The organism is Streptomyces sp. NPDC030799 (genome assembly GCF_055572255.1).
On sequence record NZ_JBVIDS010000018.1, the window covers coordinates 97480 to 117361 of the forward strand.

Below are 19882 nucleotides of genomic sequence, written 5' to 3' on the forward strand. Positions count from 1 at the left end.
GATCACATCGCGTCAGCCTGCCGTTGCACCGCGTCCGCGTCAAGCTCCTGCGGGCCTTCAACTTGCCCGGAAAATGGTTGAGTTGACAACAATGGCAAGGCGGAACCCGCCCCTCTATAGTGACCGCCGACCAGCGAACCACCTCTCCGTCCCCCCTCAGAGGAGGGCTGTTGCCGCGCCACCCCGGGACCGACGGCTAATGGCCAGAGAAGGCCCCCGTCCCTCCTACGACCCCGCCGGCCCCGACCACGCCCTGCGCGCCGCGCTCCAGGACCTGCGCACCGGTCGCTGGATGGCCATGCGCGCGCTGCTCGCGGACACCGCGCACGGCCGGCAGTGGACCCAGCGCACCCAGGTCCTCGCGGCGGCCGCCGCCGGCACCGACGTGGTGCGCGCCTGGCTCGCGGAGGAGCCGGACAGCGTGCACGCCGCGGTGATGCACGCGCGGGTCGGCGTGGAACGGGCGCTGCGGGCCCAGCGGGAGAAGCACCGCCGCACCCATGAGCTCTGGATCGAGGCCTGGGACGCCGCCCAGTCCGCCACCCGGATCGCCCCGCGGGACCCGGTGCCCTGGGTCTGCCTGCTGGCACTGGCGCAGCTGGATCCGGAGCAGCAGTGGGCGGAGCACCGGGTGGCCGCGCCCGAACCGGTGCTGCCGCCGGGCCCCTGGGGGCTGCTGGCCGAAGCGGGCCGGCGGGACCCGTACAACCGCGAGGCCCACCACCGGATGCTGCAGTTCCTGTACGCGCGGGGCGGCTCGGGCCGGCTCGCGGAGGCCGCCGGCTACGCGCAGTGGGCCGCCGCCCAGGCCCCGCCCGGCTCCGCACTGCACGTGCTGCCGCTGTACGTCCGTGTCGAGCGCTACCGGCGCGACAGCGGTCACGACGCGGCGCTCGACCTGCACTGGGTGGCGGAGGACGCGGCCCGCGAGGCGGGGCGCGCCCTGCGGTCCTGGTTCGAGCACACGGACGGTGCCGAGCGCTCCCTGCCGGACCTCAACCACCTGGCCCACGCCCTGTGGGGCTCGCTGCAGTTCCCCGACGCCGCACGGGTGTTCGACGCCATCGGCCCGTACTTCACACCGCCCCCGTGGATGTACCGCACCCCCGACCGCGCCCGTGCCGTGGAGGTCTTCACCCAGGCCCGGGAGCGCTGCCGGGCGGCGGTGGACGGCTCCCGTCCGTGAAGGCTCCCTGAACGCCCCCGAAGCCCCGGTCCGACCCTCACGACCCCTGAAAGGCCCTGAACGCGTTCTGCCCGCAAGCCCGTCGACCCCGGAGGTCCCCGCATGTCCCCCACCCCCGATCCCGCGCCCTCCCCGGGCCTGCCGCAGCAGGACGAGGAGCAGCGGCTGCGCGAACTCGGCTACCGGCCGGTGCTGGCCCGCCGTATGGGCGGCTTCGGCAACTTCGCGATCAGCTTCTCGGTGATCTCGATCCTGTCCGGCTGCATGACCCTGTACGGCTTCGGCCTGAACACCGGCGGCCCCGCCGTGATGCTGTGGGGCTGGGCGGGTGTCGGCCTGTTCGTGCTGTGCGTCGGCCTGGCGCTCGCCGAGGTCACCAGCGCCTATCCGACCTCGGGCGCCCTGTACTACATGGCCGACCGGCTCGGCGGCCGGCGCTGGGGCTGGTACACCGGCTGGCTGAACCTGCTCGGTCTGCTCGGTGCGATCGCCGGTATCGACTACGGCGCCGCGCTGTTCGCCGGCGCGTTCGCGAACCTGCAGTGGGGCTTCACCCCCACGCCCGGCAGCACCATGCTGATCTTCTGCGCGATCCTGCTGCTGCACGCGGTGCTGAACCTGTTCGGCGTGCGCCTGGTCAGCGTGCTCAACTCGGTCAGTGTGTGGTGGCACCTGGCGGGCGTCGCGCTCATCGTCGGCGCGCTCGCGATCGTCCCCGACCACCACCGGTCGGCGTCCTTCGTGTTCACGAAGTTCGTCAACGAGACCGGCTGGCACAACCCGCTGTACGTGGCGGCGATCGGCCTGCTGCTCGCGCAGTACACCTTCTCCGGCTACGACGCCTCCGCCCATCTGTCGGAGGAGACCTCACAGGCCTCGGTGTCCGCGGCACGCGGCATCGTGCGGTCCATCTGGGCGTCCTGGATCGCCGGGTTCGTGCTGCTCGCCGGTCTGACCTTCGCCATCCAGGACTACGACGCCACGCGGACCACCGCAACGGGTGTGCCGCCCGCGCAGATTCTGCTCGACGGCCTCGGCACCGACGGCGCGAGCGCCCTGCTGCTGGTCGTGATCACCGCCCAGCTGTTCTGCGGCAACGCCGAGGTCGCCGCGGCCAGCCGGATGGTGTTCGCGTTCAGCCGGGACGGCGCGCTGCCCGGCTCGCACCTGTGGCGCACCGTGAGCTCGCGCACCCAGACGCCGGTCGCCGCCGTGTGGTTGTCGGTGATCGTCGCCGGTGTCCTCGCCCTGCCGTCGCTGTACTCGGCGACGGCGTACAACGCGGTGACGGCCATCAACGTCATCGGCATCACCCCTGCCTACGCCATCCCCGTGCTGCTGCGGCTGCGCGCGGGCGACCGGTTCCGGCCGGGGCCGTGGCAACTGGGCCGCTGGAGCAGGCCGATCGGCTGGGTCGCGGTGATCTGGGTGGCCTGCGTGACCGTGCTGTTCTGCCTGCCGCAGACCTCGCCGGTCACCGTGGACACGATGAACTACGCCTCCGTGGCGCTCGCCGTCGTCCTGGTCCTGGCGACCGTCTGGTGGTACGTCGCCCGCCGGTCCTACGGCACCCCGACCGCAGCCGCGTACGGCAGCGACCGCGACCAGGCCGAACTCGCGGAGGGCATCATCTGAGCCACGCGTCCGAAGAGCACCGGTCCCGGTACGAACTGGTGCGCCGGATACGGCAGGATGAACGATCGCGCCGGTCACCGGAGTTCCCGGCCGGCGCGATCGCACTTCCCGCACATCGAGCAGGTGACAACGTGACGAGACTTCCCCACACCGCAGCACGCCCCGGAGGTGACCGGTGAACCGCGCGCTGACCCTCGACGACCTCGTCCTCGCCGGCATCTCCCTCGCGGCGGGCCTGCTGCTCGCCTTCCTGTCGCGCACGCTGCTGCGCTGGCTCGCCAAGCACGCCAAGCGGACCCGCTGGAGCGGCGACGACGTCATCGTGGACGCGCTGCGCTCGGTCGTGCCCTGGGCGGCGATCGCGGGCGGGCTGGCGGCGGCCGCGGCCGTGCTGCCGCTGACCAGGACCGTGCAGCACCACGCCACCCAGATTCTTGAGGTGTGGCTGATCCTCGTGGTGACCCTGTCGGCGGCGCGGGTGATCGCCGGTCTGGTCCGCTCGGTCACCCAGTCCCGGTCGGGCGTGGCGGGCTCGGCGACCATCTTCGTCAACATCACCCGGGTGCTGGTCCTGGCGATCGGTTTCCTGGTGGTGCTGCAGACGCTCGGCATCTCCATAGCGCCCCTGCTGACCGCCCTGGGCGTCGGCGGTCTGGCCGTGGCCCTCGCCCTGCAGGACACCCTCGCCAACCTCTTCGCGGGCATCCACATCCTGGCCTCCAAGACGGTCCAGCCGGGCGACTACATCCGGCTCGGCAGCGGCGAGGAGGGCTACGTCGTCGACATCAACTGGCGCCAGACGACGGTCCGCCAGCTGTCCAACAACCTGGTGGTCATCCCCAACGGCCAGCTCGCCAAGGCGAACATGACCAACTACACCCATCCCGAGCAGCGGTTGACGGTGCTCGTGCAGGTCGGGGTGGGCTACGACGCCGACCTGGAGCACGTGGAGCGCGTGACGGCGGAGGTCGTCGCGGAGACCATGCGTGAGGTCGAGGGCGCGGTCCCGGAACACGAGCCCGCCATCCGCTTCCACACCTTCGGCGACTCCCGCATCGGCTTCACGGTGATCCTCGGCGTCGGCGAGTTCAGCGACCAGTACCGGATCAAGCACGAGTTCATCAAGCGCCTGCACCGCCGCTACCGCGCGGAGGGCATCAGCATCCCGGCCCCCGCCCGCACCGTGGCGCTGCAGCAGGGCGCGGTGGTGATCCCGCAGCAGCGCAGCGGGGAGGACATGGTCACCGGCGACCGGGCCGTCGCCGACTAGGGCGAACGGGCACGGGGGAGGTACCGCGAGAGCGTTCCGCGATCTTGGGCATCCGTAGACGGAAGATCTTCGTCGCCGCCGCCCAGGAGGTAGTCGGGATGACCATACCCGTGCGTCGGGTCCGGGCCGCGGAGCCCGGCCGACGCTTCGATCTGCGCACCACCGCGATGTTCTTCCTGATGCTTGCGGTCGTCCTGTGCGTGTGCGCGTTCCTGGCACGCACGGCGGCGGGGGTCGTCGAACGCCGTCCGCTGTGGGCCGGTGTGCTGGCGATGCTCGGTCTGGCGGTCGCGCTGAGGTTCCCGTCGCGGTGGCGCCGCCTGTCCGCCGCGAGGTGCGCCCGCCGGGCCGCGCGGGCCCTGGAGGAAGCGGCCGAGAAGGCGTCCGCCAGCCTGGACGCCGGTGCCACCGCGACGGAGGCGGTGGTCGCCCCCACCGTGCCGATCGGCGCGCCGGGCGAGCCGTCCGGCGACGTCGCTCCGGCAGACCCCGCGCAGGACCCTTTTCCGCCGGAGGCCGCGCCGGCCACCACGCTTCCGCCGGGCCCGGACGGTGCGGAGCTCACCGCTCCTCCCGGCACCGGGGCCGGCTACGCAGAACTCGACCCGGACGGCTTCGAGCAGGCCATAGCGGAACTGTGCGTCCGCGACGACTGCCGGGAGGTGGAAGTGGTGGGAGGAGCCGGCGACTTGGGGGCGGACATCGTCGCGGTCGCCCCGGACGGGCGGCGGGTGGTCATCCAGTGCAAACAGTACGGGTACGCCAACAAGGTCGGTTCCCAGGACATGCAGCGCTTCGGGGGCACCTGCTTCGCCATCCACAAGGCCGACGTCGCGGCGGTCGTCACCACGAGCGACTTCACGGCACCCGCGCTCGAGTACGCCCGCCAGTGCGGCATCGTCTGCATGAACGGCGACGATCTGGAGGCCTGGCACAGCGGCACCGCGCCGACTCCCTGGCACCGCACACCCCCCGGGCCCTGAGCTGAGTACGGCGTCGTCGTCCGGTCAGGGCCGGGGAGCCACGCCGGTCCTCTCGCGCACGACTACGCTCGAAGGACATGACGTCCTTCCCCGATCCCGGCCCGCACGGGCAGCCGGCCGCCGACCGCTCACCCGGCCGGGAGCGGGACCCCGGCTCGCTCGACCGGCGGCTCGACGCGCTCGCCCGGCAGCCCTTCCGGGCGAAGTTCCACCTGCGCGGGCGGGACCGGGCCACCGCCGAGCTGAAGGGGCCGGCGACGATCCGGTGGCACGCCTACGACCTGATCGCGAAGCGGCTGGCGCCGGCCCAGCCGTACAAGGACGGCAAGCAGACGCCCTACCGCGGCCACCCGGTCTTCGTCGCCCAGCACGCGACCGCCACCTGCTGCCGCGGCTGCCTGGAGCGCTGGCACGGGATTCCGAAGGGGCGGGAGCTGACCCGGGCCGAGCATGTGTACGTGGTGGACGTGATCTGCCGGTGGATCGAGCGGGAGATGACGGGCGGGGCCGGAACCGGTCCCGGCGCCGCCCGCCCGGGCTGATCTCGGTGGTACCGGCGCGGCGCGATTTCCGGCCGGGACCCCTGTCGAGCGGACCCCGATCACGAGATATCTTGATGTCGAGCAATGTTGCAGACGTGGAGCGGAGCACCCGGTGACTGACTCGACCATCATCTACACCTACACAGACGAGGCCCCGGCCCTGGCGACGCATTCGTTCCTGCCGGTGATCCAGGCGTACGCCTCGCAGGCCGGTGTACCCGTGACCACCCGGGACATCTCGCTGGCCGGACGCATCATCGCCCACTTCCCCGAGTACCTGAACGAGGACCAGCGCATCCCGGACGCGCTGGCCGAGCTCGGTGACCTGGCCAAGACTCCCGAGGCCAACATCGTCAAGCTGCCGAACATCTCGGCGTCCATCCCGCAGCTGAAGGCCGCCGTCGCCGAGCTGCAGGGCAAGGGCTACGCGCTGCCGGACTACCCGGACGACCCGAAGACGGACGAGGAGCGCGAGATCCGCGCCCGCTACGACAAGGTCAAGGGCTCCGCCGTCAACCCGGTGCTGCGTGAGGGCAACTCCGACCGTCGTGCCCCGGCCTCGGTGAAGAACTACGCCAAGACCCACCCGCACCGCATGGGCGCCTGGACCCCCGAGTCCAAGACCAATGTGGCCACGATGGGCGAGAACGACTTCCGCTCCACCGAGAAGTCCGTCGTCATCGCCGAGGACGGCGCGCTGAAGATCGAGCTGGTCGCCGAGGACGGCACCACCACCGTCCTGAAGGAGTCGGTACCGGTCCTCAAGGACGAGGTCGTCGACGCCTCCGTCATGCACGTCGCCGAGCTGGAGCAGTTCCTCGCCGCACAGGTCGCCCGCGCCAAGCAGGAGGGCGTCCTCTTCTCCGTGCACCTGAAGGCCACGATGATGAAGGTCTCCGACCCGATCATCTTCGGTCACGTGGTGCGCGCGTTCTTCCCGAAGACGTTCGCGAAGTACGGCGAGACCCTCAAGGCGGCCGGCCTCACCCCGAACGACGGCCTCGGCGGCATCCTCAAGGGCCTGGAGAACCTGCCCGAGGGCGCCGAGATCAAGGCCTCCTTCGACGCCGAGCTCGCCGAGGGCCCGGCCCTCGCCATGGTCGACTCCGACAAGGGCATCACCAACCTGCACGTCCCGTCGGACGTCATCGTCGACGCCTCCATGCCGGCGATGATCCGCACCTCCGGTCACATGTGGGGCCCGGACGGCCAGGAGGCCGACACCCTCGCGGTCATCCCGGACTCCTCCTACGCCGGTGTCTACCAGGCCGTCATCGAGGACTGCCGGGCCAACGGCGCCTACGACCCGTCCACCATGGGCTCGGTCCCGAACGTCGGCCTGATGGCGCAGAAGGCCGAGGAGTACGGCTCCCACGACAAGACCTTCGAGGTCCCGGCCGCCGGCACGGTGCGCCTGACCGACCGGGCCGGCAACGTCCTGATCGAGCAGCCGGTCGCCCAGGGCGACATCTTCCGCGCCTGCCAGACCAAGGACGCCCCGATCCGCGACTGGGTCAAGCTGGCCGTCACCCGCGCCCGCGCCACCGGCGACCCGGCGGTGTTCTGGCTGGACGAGGGCCGCGCGCACGACGCCAACCTGATCGCCAAGGTCAGGCAGTACCTGCCGGAGCACGACACCGAGGGCCTGGACATCAGGATCCTGTCCCCGGTCGAGGCCGCCAAGCTGTCCGTGGAGCGCATCCGCCGCGGCGAGAACACCATCTCGGTGACCGGCAACGTGCTGCGCGACTACCTGACCGACCTCTTCCCCATCCTGGAGCTGGGCACCAGTGCCAAGATGCTGTCGGTCGTCCCGCTGATGGCGGGCGGCGGCCTGTTCGAGACGGGCGCCGGCGGCTCCGCGCCGAAGCACGTCCAGCAGCTGGTCAAGGAGAACTACCTGCGCTGGGACTCCCTCGGTGAGTTCTTCGCCCTGGTCCCCTCCTTCGAGCAGTACGCTGCGGCCACCGGCAACACCCGCGCCAAGGTCCTCGCCGACACGCTCGACCGCGCCACGGCGACCTTCCTCAACGAGGACAAGTCCCCGACCCGTCGCGTCGGCGGCATCGACAACCGCGGCAGCCACTTCTACCTGTCCCTGTACTGGGCGCAGGAGCTGGCCCGGCAGACCGACGACGCCGACCTGGCCAAGGCCTTCGCGCCGCTCGCCGAGACCCTCGCCGCGAACGAGCAGAAGATCGTGGACGAGCTGATCGCCGTCCAGGGCAAGCCGGCCGACATCGGCGGCTACTACCAGGTCGACAAGGCCAAGGCGGACGCGGTCATGCGCCCGTCGGCCACCTGGAACGAGGCGCTGGCGTCCCTCAGCTGACGCCTGCGGCTCGCCCGAGCCGCGCACCCGAGTGACCCTCCGCCCCGGCCGGCACCCCCGGCCGGGGCGGAGCCGTATCCACACCACCGACGACGCTCCGGAGCCGCGCGTGTCCTCGTACGAACTCCTTCCCGGTGCCCCCGAATCGCCCGTACTGCTGCACGTCCCGCACTCGGCGCGGACGATCCCCGCCGACGTGCGGGCCGGGATCGTGCTGGACGACGCCACGCTGGAGCGGGAGCTCGACCACATCACGGACGCGCACACCGCCGAGCTCGCCGAGCGGGCCGCCGCGCTGGCCGGCGTCACACCGTGGCGGTTCGTGAACCGGCTGTCCCGGCTGGTCGTGGACCCGGAGCGATTCCCGGACGAACGGGAGGAGATGACGGCCGTCGGCATGGGCGCCGTGTACACGCGGACCACGCACCGCGCCGAGCTGCGGCCCGCGGGCACCGATCCGGAGCCGTTGCTGGCGCGGTACTTCCGTCCGTACGCACGGGCCATGACCGAGGCGGTCGCCGAGCGGCTGGCCGCGACCGGCAGGGCCGTGGTGATCGACGTCCACTCCTATCCGAGCGAGCCGCTCCCCTACGAGCTGCACGGCGCCGGCCCGCGTCCGCCGGTGTGCCTGGGCACGGACACCTTTCACACCCCGCCGGGCCTGACCGAGGCGGCGCGCAGGGCGTTCGCGGTCTGCGGCGGGACGGGCCTGGACGCCCCGTTCGCCGGGACGTACGTACCCCTGGCGTTCCACGGCCTCGACGCCCGGGTCACCGCCCTGATGGTGGAGATACGAAGGGACACCTACATGACCGAGCCGGGCGGCCCGGCCGGACCGGGGCTGGAACCACTGGCAAAGGCACTGTCCGAACTGATCAACGCGATCTGCAGCGCCCCTTGAGGGCGGGACCGAACCGATGTGCGGCTCCGCCGCGTGGGCGCGCCCGGCCACCGCAACGCCGCGCACGCCCGGCGACAATCATCGGCACCCCACTGGACGCCCCGGCCCCCCTCCACCCACCCACCTGGCGCACTCCCGCAGGACAGCCGGAGGCACCCGTCCCAGGGTGGTCGCATGACCGAGGAGACCACGCTCACCGGCCAGGCCCCGCCGCCCGTGCGCGACTGGCCCGCACTCGACCTGGACGGGACGGACTTCGACCCGGTCCTCGCCGCCCTCATGCGTGAGGGTCCGCTGACCCGGATCCGGCTGCCGTTCGGTGAGGGCTGGGCGTGGCTGGCGACCCGCTACGACGACGTGAAGCTGATCTCCAACGACCCGCGGTTCAGCCGAAGCGAGGTGACCCGGCGTCGGATCACCCGGCTCGCGCCGGACTTCACGCCCCGGCCCGGCTCGCTCGCCTGGGCCGACCAGCCCGACCACAACCGGCTGCGCAAGCCGGTCGCCGACGCCTTCACGGTGCGGGCCATGAAGCGGCTGCGGCCCCGCGCCCAGGCGATCCTGGACGAGCTGGTGGAGGGTGTCGTACGGGACGGGCCGCCGGCCGATCTGGTCGAGCGGGTGCTGGAGCCGTTCCCGATCACCGTCGTCAGCGAGGTGATGGGCGTACCGCCCGCCGACCGCGCGCAGGTGCACACCTGGACCCGGGAGATCATCTCCACCACCGGGGCCGAGGCGGCCGGCCGGGCCAAGACCGGCCTGTACGGCTGGATCACCTCCGTCGTCCGGGCCCGCGCGCACAGCACGGACGAGGACGTCTACTCGGTGCTCGGCCGGGCCGTGGCGGGCGGGGAGATCAGCGAGGAGGAGGCCGTCGGGCTGGCCGGCCCGCTGCAGATCGGCGGCGAGGCCGTCACCCACAACTGCGGGCAGATGCTGTACCTGCTGCTGACGCGGCCGGAGCTGATGAAGCGGATGCTCACGCGTCCCGAGGCGCGCGGTCCGGTGCTGGACGAGCTGCTGCGCTACATCCCGCACCGCAGCACGGTCGGGCTCGCCCGGATCGCACGGGAGGACGTGGAGATCGCCGGCCACCGGATCGCCGCGGGCGAGGCGGTCTACGTCTCCTACCTCGCCGCCAACCGCGACCCCGACGTCTTCCCGGACCCGGACCGCATCGACCCGGACCGCGATCCGAACCCGCATGTGGCGTTCGGCAACGGCCCGCACTTCTGCACCGGCGCGGTGCTGGCCAGGCTGCAGACCGAGCTGCTGGTGGACACGCTGCTGGACCGGCTGCCCGGGCTGCGGCTCGCCGGGCCGGCCGAGCAGGTGCGGTGGCGGCACAAGACGATGATCCGCGGCCCGCGCACGCTGCCCGTGACCTGGGCCGGCTGACCGGGTTCAGGCCCGCAGCCACTCCGTGACGATCACCTCCGCGCCGGTCCGCAGCCTGAGGGCGAACGGGCCGGCCGGTGCCGTGTCGCTGCTGAAGCGTCCGAGGGTGTCGACGGTGACCGGGCGGGCGGTCTGCGGGCCGCCGAGCACCTCGATGCGCGCCGACTGCGGCGGCAGCACCTGCCCGATCAGCCCGTCGTCGGTGACCTCGACGTCGACGGTGACCGCACCCGCCTGGAACGTCAGCATCCGCGGTGCGTCCGTGACGCCCCTGACCGGCAGCGCGTCCACCAGCGAGTCGAAGGTCAGCTCGGCGAGCTTCGCGTCCAGGTCGTGCAACGCATAGGCGTCCAGGGCCACTTGCCGCAGGACGTCCGGGACCGGGTCGAGGACGGCGGCCGCCTCGCGCAGCTGCTCCTCCAGCAGGGAGTCCGCAGTCTCCTCGTCCGCCGCACCCGGTTCCGGGAACCGATGGTCGTCGTTCACGCCGCACCCCGTGCGTCCATCCGGGCCCGCAGCCGGCGCAGACAGCGCTGGCGAAGGGGGCCGATGCTGCCGACCGCGATACCGAGCGCGGCCGAGATCTCCCCGTAGCTGGGCGGCGGGGAGGCCACCAGCACGCGCAGCAGCTGCCGGCAGCGCTCCCCCAGTCCGTCGAGCTCCTGCCACAGGCGGCGCACCCGCTCGGCCCGGTCCGCCGCGTCCTCCGAATCGATCAGCGACTCCTCGGGGGTCCGGTCGTCGCTGGCCCGGTCCAGCACCCGCGGGTCGTCCGTCAGGGTCAGCCGGGTCAGGGCCTTGAGCACCTTGAGGCACTCGTGGCGGGTGGTACTGGCCAGCCAGGAACCGGCCTTGTCGGGTTCGCGGATCCGGCCCAGGTGCTGGGCGAAGCGGAACCACACGGTCTGGTAGACCTCGTGCCCGTCGGCGTCGGAGAGCCGGTGTGCGCGCACCACCGACCACACGAGCGGACTCATCCCTTCCACCAGCGCTTTCCAGGCCGCGGCGTCCCCGTCGACGGCGGACTGGACCAACGCGCCGACCTCTGTTCGGTCCACGGCTCCACCCCTTGTGTACGGCACGTCATGGTACGCCGTGGGGCGGAGGGTTCCGGCCCTCATGCGGGCACAGCCGGGGCGACGACGGGGACGGGGCGCCAGGTGGGCGGCCGGAGCGCCGTGACGTGCGCCCCGCGCACCTCGGCGGTGTCCGTGGTGGCCGCGAGCAGGCGTGCGCGCGCGACGCGCGGGTCGCGCTCCTGGTGCGCCGTCATATGGGCGGCCACCAGTCCCGCTACGACGGGGGTGGCGAAGGAGGTGCCGCTCCACTGCGCGAGTCCGTCGAACATCACCTGGTCCGGCTTGGCCCCGGTGTTCTCCCGGCCCTCGCTCAGCACACCGGTGTGGCGCGGAAACTGACAGGTGCAGGGGTAGTCGAAGCCGAACCGGCAGGCGTCGTAGGTGGAGTGCTGGTAGACGTACGGCACGGGGGCGCCGAAACCGGTGAGGGCGCTGGTGAGGCGCTCGCCCGGGGCGTAGGCCCGTACCCAGGGGCCGTGGTTGCTGAAGCAGGCCGCGCCGTCGCCGTCCGCGCGCAGCGCGCCGACCGACAGCACACTGTCCGCGTACTCGGGCAGCGCGGCGTAGGCGGCGGGCCAGAACGGGGTGTCACTGGCGTTGTTGCCGGCGGCGGCCACCAGCAGCGTGCGCTGCTCGCGAAGTTCCCGCATGAACGCGTCCAGGCCGATCAGGCCGTCGCCGCCCTCGGTCGGGGTGCCGGCGGACAGGCTGATGATGTCGGGCCAGCCGCCCTCGTCGACCGCCTCGAAGAGCCGGGCGCCGAACTCGGACTCCAGGACCGCCCCGCAGTCGTTCAGGGTGCCCCGTACGGTCACGTCGGTGTTGGGCGCGAGGGCCGCGAGGATCCCGGCGATGAACGTGCCGTGGCCGACGTACTGGCGGAGCACTCCGTCGGCGTCGGTCTCCGCCGACTGGGCGTCGCCGGTGGTGTGGGCGAGCAGCGGGTAGGAGGCGTGGTCGTGGACCAGGCCGGTGTCGATCACGAGCACGCCGACGGCGCTGTCCGCGTCGTAACGTCCCTCGGCGGCGGCCGGGTTGGCGGGCCGGGTGCGGGTGACGGGCACCGGCTCGTCGCCGGGGCAGGCGTTGACCGCGATGTGCACCACGTGGTTGCGGCCCACCAGCCTGCGGCCCCGGCGGTCCTCGGCCTCCCGCAGGGCCCGCAGCGCGTGCGGGACGGTGTCGTCGCCGGCGTCCGGGGCGTCGATGCGGATGCGGGTGACGCCGGTGCGGCCCGTCTCCGGGCCGTCCCGGCGGACATGGTCGGGGACGAGACCGTCGGTCGCGGTGAAGTGGGCGCGCACCGTGTCCTCGACGACGCGGGCCTCCTCTCCGTCCCGGGCCAGGACGACTCCCTTCTCGTAGAGGAAATGGGCGTCCTGCTCCGGGCCCATGGCCAGGGCCGCGTGCGGCAAGGAGCGTTGGATGTGCTGGAACTGCTCGTGGAATCGCTGTGGCGCCATGATGTGTCCTCCCCCTGCAGACGGTGTTCGACAGTGAGAGCCGCGGGGCCACCGTCTGATACAGCAGGCCACTACGATGCGAGACGTGACAGCGGGAAGCGAGTCGGTTCTCGAACTGCTGCCCTTGGTGTTCGCCGACCCGGGCGAGGCCCGGGCGCGCGCGGAACAGGTACTGCGGGCCGGTCCGCCGCCGCTGCACGCCAGCGTCGCCCACCAGGTGCTGGGCATCTGGCAGCGGGACTTCGGCGACCTGCGGATCGCGCTGCGGCATCTGCGCCGGGCCCGGGACCTGGCCGCGCGCGCCGAGTCGGCCGACCGTGAGGCGGATGTGCTCGCGACGCTCGGGGTCGCACTGGTGCACGCGGGGCGCACGCGGCAGGGGCTCATGTCCTTCGAGCGCGGGGTCGCCCGGGGCGGCGGGCACACCCGGGCCCGGGTGCTGTACCGGCGGGCGTACGTGTGGTGGGTGCTGGGGCATCACCGGGAGGCGCTGGAGGACGTACGGAGGGCGCTGCCGGTGCTGCGGCAGGCCGGCGACGACATCTGGACCGCGCGGGCGCTGACCTTGCGGGCCACCGTGCATCTGGCGCTCGGCGCGGTGGACCGGGCGGTCGCGGACTTCACGGCGGCGGAGCGGCTGTGGGACACCACCGGCCAGGAGCACGACAAGGCCGACGCGGTGGAGAGCCGGGGCCTGGCCGCCTTCCGGTCCGGCGACATCCCGGCGGCCCTGCGGCTGCTGGACGAGGCCGAGGAGCGGTACGCGAAACTCGGCACCCCCACCTACATGCTGTCCATCCGGCGCTGCGAGGTGCTGATGGCGGCCGGACTCGCCCCGGAGGCACTGGCCGAGGCGGACGCGACGATCGCACTGCTGGACCGGATCGGCGGGCAGTCCACCCGCAAGGCCGAGCTGCTGCTGGCCGCCGCACGGGCCGCCCGCTCGGCCGGGGACCCGCACACCGCCGTGGCCCGCGCCGCCGTCGCCGTACGGCTGTTCGCGGCGCAGCGGCGGATGTGGTGGGAGACCCACGCCCGGCTGGTGCTGATCGAGGCGCGGGTGGCGGCCGGGCGCCGCTCGGGACGGCTGGTCGCGGACGCGGCGGCGGTCGCCGCGAAGCTGGCCTCCTTCGGCTCTCCCGCCGCGCCGGAGGCGTCCCTGCTCGCGGGCCGGATCGCGCTCGCGCTGGGCTGGACGGCCGACGCGGAACGGCATCTGGCGGTGGCCGCGCGCAGCCGGCACGGCGGGCCGCCGCCGGCCCGGGTGACCGGCTGGGCGGCGCAGGCGCTCCGGGCCCGCGCGGCCGGGTCCCGGCGGGGCGTGCTGGAGGCCTGCCGGCGCGGTCTGGACGTGCTGGACGACCACCGGATGACGCTCGGCGCCTCGGAGCTGCGCGCCCACGCCACCGCGCAGGGCGCCGAACTGGCCGCGCTGGCCCAGGAGGTGAGTCTCGCCCACGGCACACCGCGCCGGCTGCTGGAGTGGAGCGAGCGCTGGCGGGCGACCGTGCTGTCCGCGCCGCCCACCCGGCCGCCCGCCGACCCGGCGCTGCTCAGCGGCCTGACCGCCTACCGGGAGATCGCGGCCCGCGCGGAGGAGGCCCGGATGGAGGGCCGTCCGGTGCCCGCGCTGGAGCGCGAACAGCGGCGTCTGGAAAGGGAGATCCGCTCCCGCACCCACCACATGCGCGGCGCCGCCCCGCACGGGGGCGACCGCTTCGACGCGGCCCGGCTGCTGGACCGGCTCGGCGACGCCCATCTGGTGGAGCTCGCCGTGGTCGACGGCCGGGTGCACGTGCTGCTGTGCGGCCGGGGCCGGGTACGGCGGTTCGCCGGCGGTCCGCTGGCCGAGGCGGTGGCCGAGGCCGAGCACGTCCAGGCCGGACTGCGGCGGCTCGCCCACCCGGGCGCCGCGGCGCGACTGCCGCTGGTGGAGGCCGCCGGACTGCGTCTGCAGGAGCTGCTGCTGGCCGGCGCGGCGGCACACCTCGGCGCGGGACCGGTGGTGATCGTCCCGCCCGGGGCCCTGCACCGGGTGCCGTGGGCCCTGCTGCCCGCGCTGCGGGACCGCGTCCTCAGCGTCTCACCGTCGGCGGGCAGCTGGCTGCGCGCCCGCGAGACCGAGCCGCCGCCGGGCGGCCGGCATGTGCTGGTGCGCGGCCCCGGCCTCGCGACCGGCGGCGCGGAGGTGCCGGAACTGGCCGGCCGGTACGGCACGGCGACGGTCCTGGAGGACGACGCGGCCCAGGTCCCGCGCGTCCTGGAGCACCTGGACGGGGCGGCTCTCGCGCACATCGCGGCCCACGGCACGTTCCGCGCGGACAGCCCCCTCTTCTCGGCCCTGCGCATGGCCGACGGCCCGCTGATCGTGCACGACTTCGAGCGCCTCGCGCGCAGCCCCTACCGGATCATCCTCTCCAGCTGCGACACGGCCCGCCTGGCGTCCGTCGGCGCCGACGAACTCCTCGGCCTGGTCACCGCGTTGCTGCCGCTGGGCACGGCCGGGGTGGTGGCGAGCAGCGCCCCGGTCAACGACGCGGCCGTGGTCCCCCTGATGCTCGCTCTGCACAAGGGCCTCGACACGGGCCTCTCCCTGGCCGAGGCCCTCCGGGACGCCCGCTCCACCCTGCCCGAGGACCCGGTGCACCAGGCAACCGGCTGGGCTTTCGCGGCGTTCGGGGCGGCGTGAGAACGCCCTACGCGGACTCGCACAGCAACGGCAACGCTCCCCGGTCGCCGGTCCCCAGCCGGCTGTACGCGCTGTACAGATGATTGCCCACGGTCCGCACGGACAAGGTCAGCCTCTCGGCGATCTCCCGATTGCTCAGTCCCGCCGCCGCAAGCGTCACGATCTGCCGCTGCCGGGCCGTGAGTTCACCGAGAACCAGCCCCGCCAACGCCGGTGTGCGCGCGCCCTGGCACCGCCGCGCGAGGGCGACCGCCCGGGTACGGGAGACCCGCGCCGCACGCGGATCCCGGTGCACACGCACCGCCTGCGCACGCGCCTCCGCCGCGAACAACAGGAACCCGCGCTCCTCCAGCCCCTCGGCGGCACGATCCAGCGCCGCCCCGTCCCCCCGCGCCAGCGCCTGCGCGTGCCGGGCGAGGACACTCCCCGCCGGCAGCCGCCCGACGGCCCCTTCCGGCGCACCGCGGCGTACGGCGTCGTACCGGGCGTACACGTCGTCACCACGCCCCTCGGCCAACTCGCCGTCGGCCAACTCGCCGTTGGCCAGCCGGAGTTCCTCACCGCATCCCGCGTCCCCCGGCGCGCCCCGCAGCCCCTCCCGGGCCCAGGCGGCGGCGTCCCGTACCTCGCCCCGCAGCCGGGCGAACCGGGCGCGGACGGCGGCGTAACCGGCCGGCAGCACCGCGCCCTGGGCCACCAGCCACTCCCCCACCGGCGTCGGCAGCGGCCGGACGTCCAGTTGCCCGATCCGCCGCAGCAGTGCCTGCTGTTCGGCCTCCAGGGCCGGGCCGTACCCGGCAGGGGCACCGGCCGTCAGCCGACGGGCGCGCAGCCGGCCGGTCAGGGCGCGCAGGGCCGGTCCGTGCAGCGGATGGGCAAGGGTGACGGCGCCCTGGTCGTCGACCTGGATCAGGCCGTCCGCCTCCAGACGCTCCAGGACGTCCAGATCGAGATCGTCCGCGGCCAGCGGCAGCGGCTCGGCGAACGCCAGGCGTTCCAGCGTGTCCCGTTCGCCACGCGCGGAGCGCTCCAGCACCGGGGCGAGCCGTTCGCGTACGGCCGGGGTGACCGGCAGCGCCCCCCGCCAGGCCCGCTCCTGTGTGCCGGGCACCGGAAGCAGCCGCCCGGCCGAGCCGAGCGCGGCGACCAGGTCGCGCAGCAGCCGCAGGTCGCCGCGGCACATCCGGTGCAGACGGCGCACCGTCAGCGGTTCCGGACCGGCGGCGCCGAGCAGCCGGGCGACGTCCTCGCAGGGCAGCGGTTCGAGGGCCAGCCAGGGCAGCAGCTCCCCGTTCCACAGCCGGGACACCGCGGCGGGTGCGGACACCTCGTCCACCGCGGCGACGACGAGCCGGGTACGGCCGTGCACGGCGAGCTGGTGGACGAGGGCGGCGGAGGCCTCGTCGAGCAGATGGGCGTCGTCCACGACGAGGAGCCGTACGCCGGACAGGATCCGCAGCGCGCGCTGCGGCGAGACGGTGTCGGGCAGCAGGTGGGCGAAGGCCGCGAAGGGCAGACCGCGGGCCTCGGGGGTGCCGGTCACCCGGGTGTGCTCCGTGCCCCGGACCGCCTCCGCGATCAGCCGGGTCTTGCCGTGGCCGGCCGGTCCGGTCACCACGATGCCGGGCCGGCCGGCGGCCGACGAGGTGCGCACCAGCTCCAGTTCCTCCTCCCGGCCGGCGAACGGCCAGGGCAGCGGCAGCGTCTTCGCGTCCTGTTCGTAAGTCCTCACACTGTTCTGAGCGCGCCTACTCACATTTGATACAGGGTGACTTGAGCACCCCCCGACTCAGGCGCCCGGCCGGTGCGGGCGGCACGCTGGCCGCATGACCCGACGCCTCTGCTCGCTGCCGCGGCAGCCGGCCCCGTGCTTCGCACCGGGGCTGACCGCCGAGCGGCTGGGCGCGCTGCTCGCCGGGCGGCGGATGTGGGTCAACGGCACGGTGCTGCACTACGCCTTCTTCGACGACTCCGACGACTCGGCCGCCTCACTGATCCCGCTGCCCGGGACCGGTGAGCTGCGCCGGGTGCCGTGGGCCGGCGGCGCGGAGCAGCGGGACGTGGTCCGCGACTGCTTCCGCGAGTGGCAGGGGCTCGGCATCGGCGTGACGTTCGCCGAGGTCGGCGACCGGCGGGAGGCGGAGCTGCGGATCGGGTTCCAGACCGGCGGCGGTTCCTGGTCGGCCGTGGGCCGGGAGGCCCTGTCGGTCGGGCGGAGCGAGCGCACCATGAACCTGGGCTGGGACGTGACCGGTCCCGGGGAGCGGAGCACGGTCCTGCACCAGATCGGGCACGTGCTCGGCATGGTGCACGAGCACCAGAGCCCGTACGCCGGACTCCACTGGGACGACGAGGCCGTGTACGCCGAGCTGGCGGGTCCGCCGAACTTCTGGAGCCGGGAGACGACGTACACGAACGTACTGCGTGAACTGGACGCCGGCGAGGCGAGCTGCTCGGTGTGGGATCCGCAGTCGGTGATGACGTTCCCGTTCGGGCCGGGGCTGGTGCTGGAGCCGGAGCAGTACCGCGGGGGGCTGTCTCCGTCCGGTGGGCCGTCCCCGGCCGACAAGGAGTTCGTGCTGCGCTGGTACCCGCCCGCCGGCCCGGCGGGACCGGTCGTGCTGGTGCCGTTCCGGTCGGCGCCGCTCGGCCTCGGCCCGGCCGGGCAGGCCGACTTCGCCGTCGACCCGCCGGAGACCCGCGACTACACCGTGGGCGCCTTCGGTGACGCCGACACCGTGCTCGTGGTCTTCGAGGAGCGCGACGGGGTGCCGCGCTTCCTCGCGGGGCACGACGACGGCGGCAGCCCGGACAACGCCGCCGTCAGGGTCCGGCTCGTCAAGGGCCGGCGCTATGTCGTCCGCGTCCGCCTGTACTCGACGTGGGGATCGGGAGAGACAGCGGTCATGTGCTGGTGACGGCACACGGACGACGGCCACGGTCCGGCGCCGGGGGAGCGGCCGCGGACGTCACCCACGGGGGAGGTGACGTCCGCGGTCACGCCGGTGTTCACGACGGGAACGTCACGATGCCGCCCGCTCGGCGAAGCCGGTGTCCGGGTGGGCGAGGCCGAGGTGGTCGCGCAGGGTCGTGCCCTCGTACTCGGTGCGGAACACGCCCCGTTCCTGGAGCAGGGGTACGACCTTGTCGGCGAACGGGTCGAGTCCGCCGGGGGTGATGTGCGGGACGAGGATGAAGCCGTCGGAGGCGTCGGCCTGCACGAAGTCGTCGATGGTCTGCGCGACCGTGGCCGGGGAGCCGACGAAGGTCTGCCGGTTGCCGGTGTTGATGACCAGGTCGCGGATGGACCACTTGTTGGCCTCGGCGAGCTGCCGCCACTCGCGGGCGATGGCGACCGGATCCCGGTACATGCGCACCTGGGCGCGGCCCCGGGAGATGTGCTCCTGGCTCACCACCGGGTCGACGTCGGGCAGCGGGCCCTCCGGGTCGTACGCCGACAGGTCACGGTTCCAGACGAACTCCAGGTGTTTGATGGCGGTCGCACCGCTGACCTGCTGCCGGCGCACCTCGCGGGCGAGTTCGGCGGCCTCCTGGTCGGTGTCGCCGAGGACGAAGGTCGCGGCGGGCAGGATGAGCAGCTGGTCGGGGGTGCGGCCGTACGCGGCGAGGCGGGACTTGACGTCCGTGTAGAAGGCCTGTCCCTCCTTCAGGGTCGAGTACCGGCTGAAGATCGCGTCCGCACTGGAGGCGGCGAACTCGCGCCCCTCGTCGGAGTCGCCCGCCTGGAAGATCACCGGGCGGCCCTGCGGGGAGCGCGGGACGTTGAAACGGCCGCGGATGTCGAAGTGCTGCCCCTGGTGCACGAAGGCGCCGGCCCGGGCGTCCTTCAGGAAGGTGCCGGTGGTGGGGTCGGCGAGGATCTCGTCGCCGCGCCAGGAGTCGAAGAGTTCGTTCGCGGTGGCGAGGAACTCCTTGGCCCGGGAGTAGCGCTCCTCCTGCGGCAGGAAGCCGCCGCGGCGGAAGTTCTCGCCGGTGAAGGCGTCCCAGGAGGTGACCACGTTCCATGCGGAACGGCCGCCGGAGAGGTGGTCGAGGCTGGCGAACTGGCGGGCCACCTCGTACGGCTCGTTGAACGTGGAGTTGATGGTGCCGGTCAGGCCCAGCCGGTCGGTGACGGCGGCCAGTGCGGCGAGAACGGTGAAGGTGTCCGGGCGGCCCACGACATCCAGGTCGTATATGTTCCCGCCCTGTTCGCGCAGCCTGAGTCCCTCGGCGAGGAACAGGAAGTCGAACTTGGCGCGTTCGGCGGTCTGCGCGAAGTGCACGAAGGAGCTGAACTCGATGTGGCTGCCGGCGGCCGGGTCGCTCCACACGGTGGTGTTGTTGACTCCGGGGAAGTGGGCGGCCAGGTGGATCTGCTTCAGCGGCTTGCTCATGGGGTGC

At 73.3% G+C, this 19882-nt stretch carries 15 protein-coding genes; 10 read left to right on the forward strand and 5 right to left on the reverse strand.

The features are described from left to right. The first annotated feature begins 199 nt into the window (after positions 1-199). The 8 genes from ACZ41I_RS36560 to ACZ41I_RS36595 all read left to right on the forward strand — a co-directional run bounded on the left by ACZ41I_RS36560 (position 200) and on the right by ACZ41I_RS36595 (position 10247). Positions 200-1186, forward strand: a complete 987-nt coding sequence (locus ACZ41I_RS36560; protein WP_363216512.1) for a hypothetical protein — start codon at positions 200-202, stop codon at positions 1184-1186. Positions 1187-1288: 102 nt separating this feature from the next. Further along, a complete protein-coding gene (locus ACZ41I_RS36565; RefSeq protein WP_468516166.1) occupies positions 1289-2821 on the forward strand; it encodes an amino acid permease in 1533 nt (510 codons plus the stop codon). Between the two features lie 175 nt (positions 2822-2996). Next, positions 2997-4091 (forward strand): mechanosensitive ion channel family protein, encoded by a 1095-nt coding sequence (locus tag ACZ41I_RS36570; protein WP_468516167.1) that lies wholly within the window; start codon positions 2997-2999, stop codon positions 4089-4091. Positions 4092-4189: 98 nt separating this feature from the next. Next, positions 4190-5074 carry a restriction endonuclease gene (locus ACZ41I_RS36575; protein WP_468516168.1) on the forward strand — a complete coding sequence of 295 codons (885 nt, stop codon included), beginning with the start codon at positions 4190-4192 and terminating at the stop codon, positions 5072-5074. Between the two features lie 77 nt (positions 5075-5151). Next, on the forward strand, positions 5152-5616 hold the full coding sequence (locus tag ACZ41I_RS36580) for a DUF4186 domain-containing protein (protein ID WP_468318894.1): 465 nt from the start codon (positions 5152-5154) through the stop codon (positions 5614-5616). Between the two features lie 112 nt (positions 5617-5728). Beyond that, positions 5729-7948, forward strand: a complete 2220-nt coding sequence (locus ACZ41I_RS36585; RefSeq protein WP_468516169.1) for an NADP-dependent isocitrate dehydrogenase — start codon at positions 5729-5731, stop codon at positions 7946-7948. Between the two features lie 109 nt (positions 7949-8057). Continuing rightward, positions 8058-8849 carry an N-formylglutamate amidohydrolase gene (locus tag ACZ41I_RS36590; RefSeq protein WP_468516170.1) on the forward strand — a complete coding sequence of 264 codons (792 nt, stop codon included), beginning with the start codon at positions 8058-8060 and terminating at the stop codon, positions 8847-8849. 174 nt (positions 8850-9023) lie between these two features. After that, the gene (locus ACZ41I_RS36595; protein WP_468318900.1) at positions 9024-10247 is read left to right on the forward strand and encodes a cytochrome P450; all 1224 of its coding nucleotides are present in this window, start codon (positions 9024-9026) and stop codon (positions 10245-10247) included. 6 nt (positions 10248-10253) lie between these two features. Here the strand turns inward: ACZ41I_RS36595 and ACZ41I_RS36600 are convergent, their stop codons facing one another. From ACZ41I_RS36600 to ACZ41I_RS36610, 3 genes are read right to left on the reverse strand one after another with little or no spacing between them, the layout of a single operon-like run. Beyond that, a complete protein-coding gene (locus tag ACZ41I_RS36600; RefSeq protein WP_468516171.1) occupies positions 10254-10733 on the reverse strand; it encodes a hypothetical protein in 480 nt (159 codons plus the stop codon). Then, entirely contained in the window at positions 10730-11368 is a 639-nt protein-coding gene (locus ACZ41I_RS36605; protein ID WP_363220536.1) for an RNA polymerase sigma factor, read from the reverse strand. Before ACZ41I_RS36605 ends, ACZ41I_RS36600 begins: the two co-directional genes overlap by 4 nt. Next, positions 11365-12789, reverse strand: coding sequence for a S8/S53 family peptidase (locus tag ACZ41I_RS36610; protein ID WP_468516172.1), 1425 nt, complete (start codon positions 12787-12789; stop codon positions 11365-11367). Before ACZ41I_RS36610 ends, ACZ41I_RS36605 begins: the two co-directional genes overlap by 4 nt. Positions 12790-12874: 85 nt before the next feature. Between ACZ41I_RS36610 and ACZ41I_RS36615 the strand changes: the two genes are divergently transcribed. Next, on the forward strand, positions 12875-15478 hold the full coding sequence (locus ACZ41I_RS36615; protein WP_468516173.1) for a CHAT domain-containing protein: 2604 nt from the start codon (positions 12875-12877) through the stop codon (positions 15476-15478). A gap of 7 nt (positions 15479-15485) precedes the next feature. On the opposite strand, the gene ACZ41I_RS36620 is transcribed toward ACZ41I_RS36615, so the two are convergent. Next, entirely contained in the window at positions 15486-17210 is a 1725-nt protein-coding gene (locus ACZ41I_RS36620; RefSeq protein ID WP_468516174.1) for a LuxR family transcriptional regulator AbsR2, read from the reverse strand. A 94-nt stretch (positions 17211-17304) separates the two neighbouring features. Here ACZ41I_RS36620 and absR1 point away from each other — a divergent pair, with 94 nt between their 5' ends. Then, positions 17305-18396 (forward strand): beta-glucuronidase AbsR1, encoded by a 1092-nt coding sequence (gene absR1 / locus ACZ41I_RS36625; protein WP_468516175.1) that lies wholly within the window; start codon positions 17305-17307, stop codon positions 18394-18396. A 105-nt stretch (positions 18397-18501) separates the two neighbouring features. Here the strand turns inward: absR1 and ACZ41I_RS36630 are convergent, their stop codons facing one another. Continuing rightward, on the reverse strand, positions 18502-19875 hold the full coding sequence (locus ACZ41I_RS36630) for an NtaA/DmoA family FMN-dependent monooxygenase (protein WP_468516176.1): 1374 nt from the start codon (positions 19873-19875) through the stop codon (positions 18502-18504). Positions 19876-19882 lie beyond the last annotated feature (7 nt).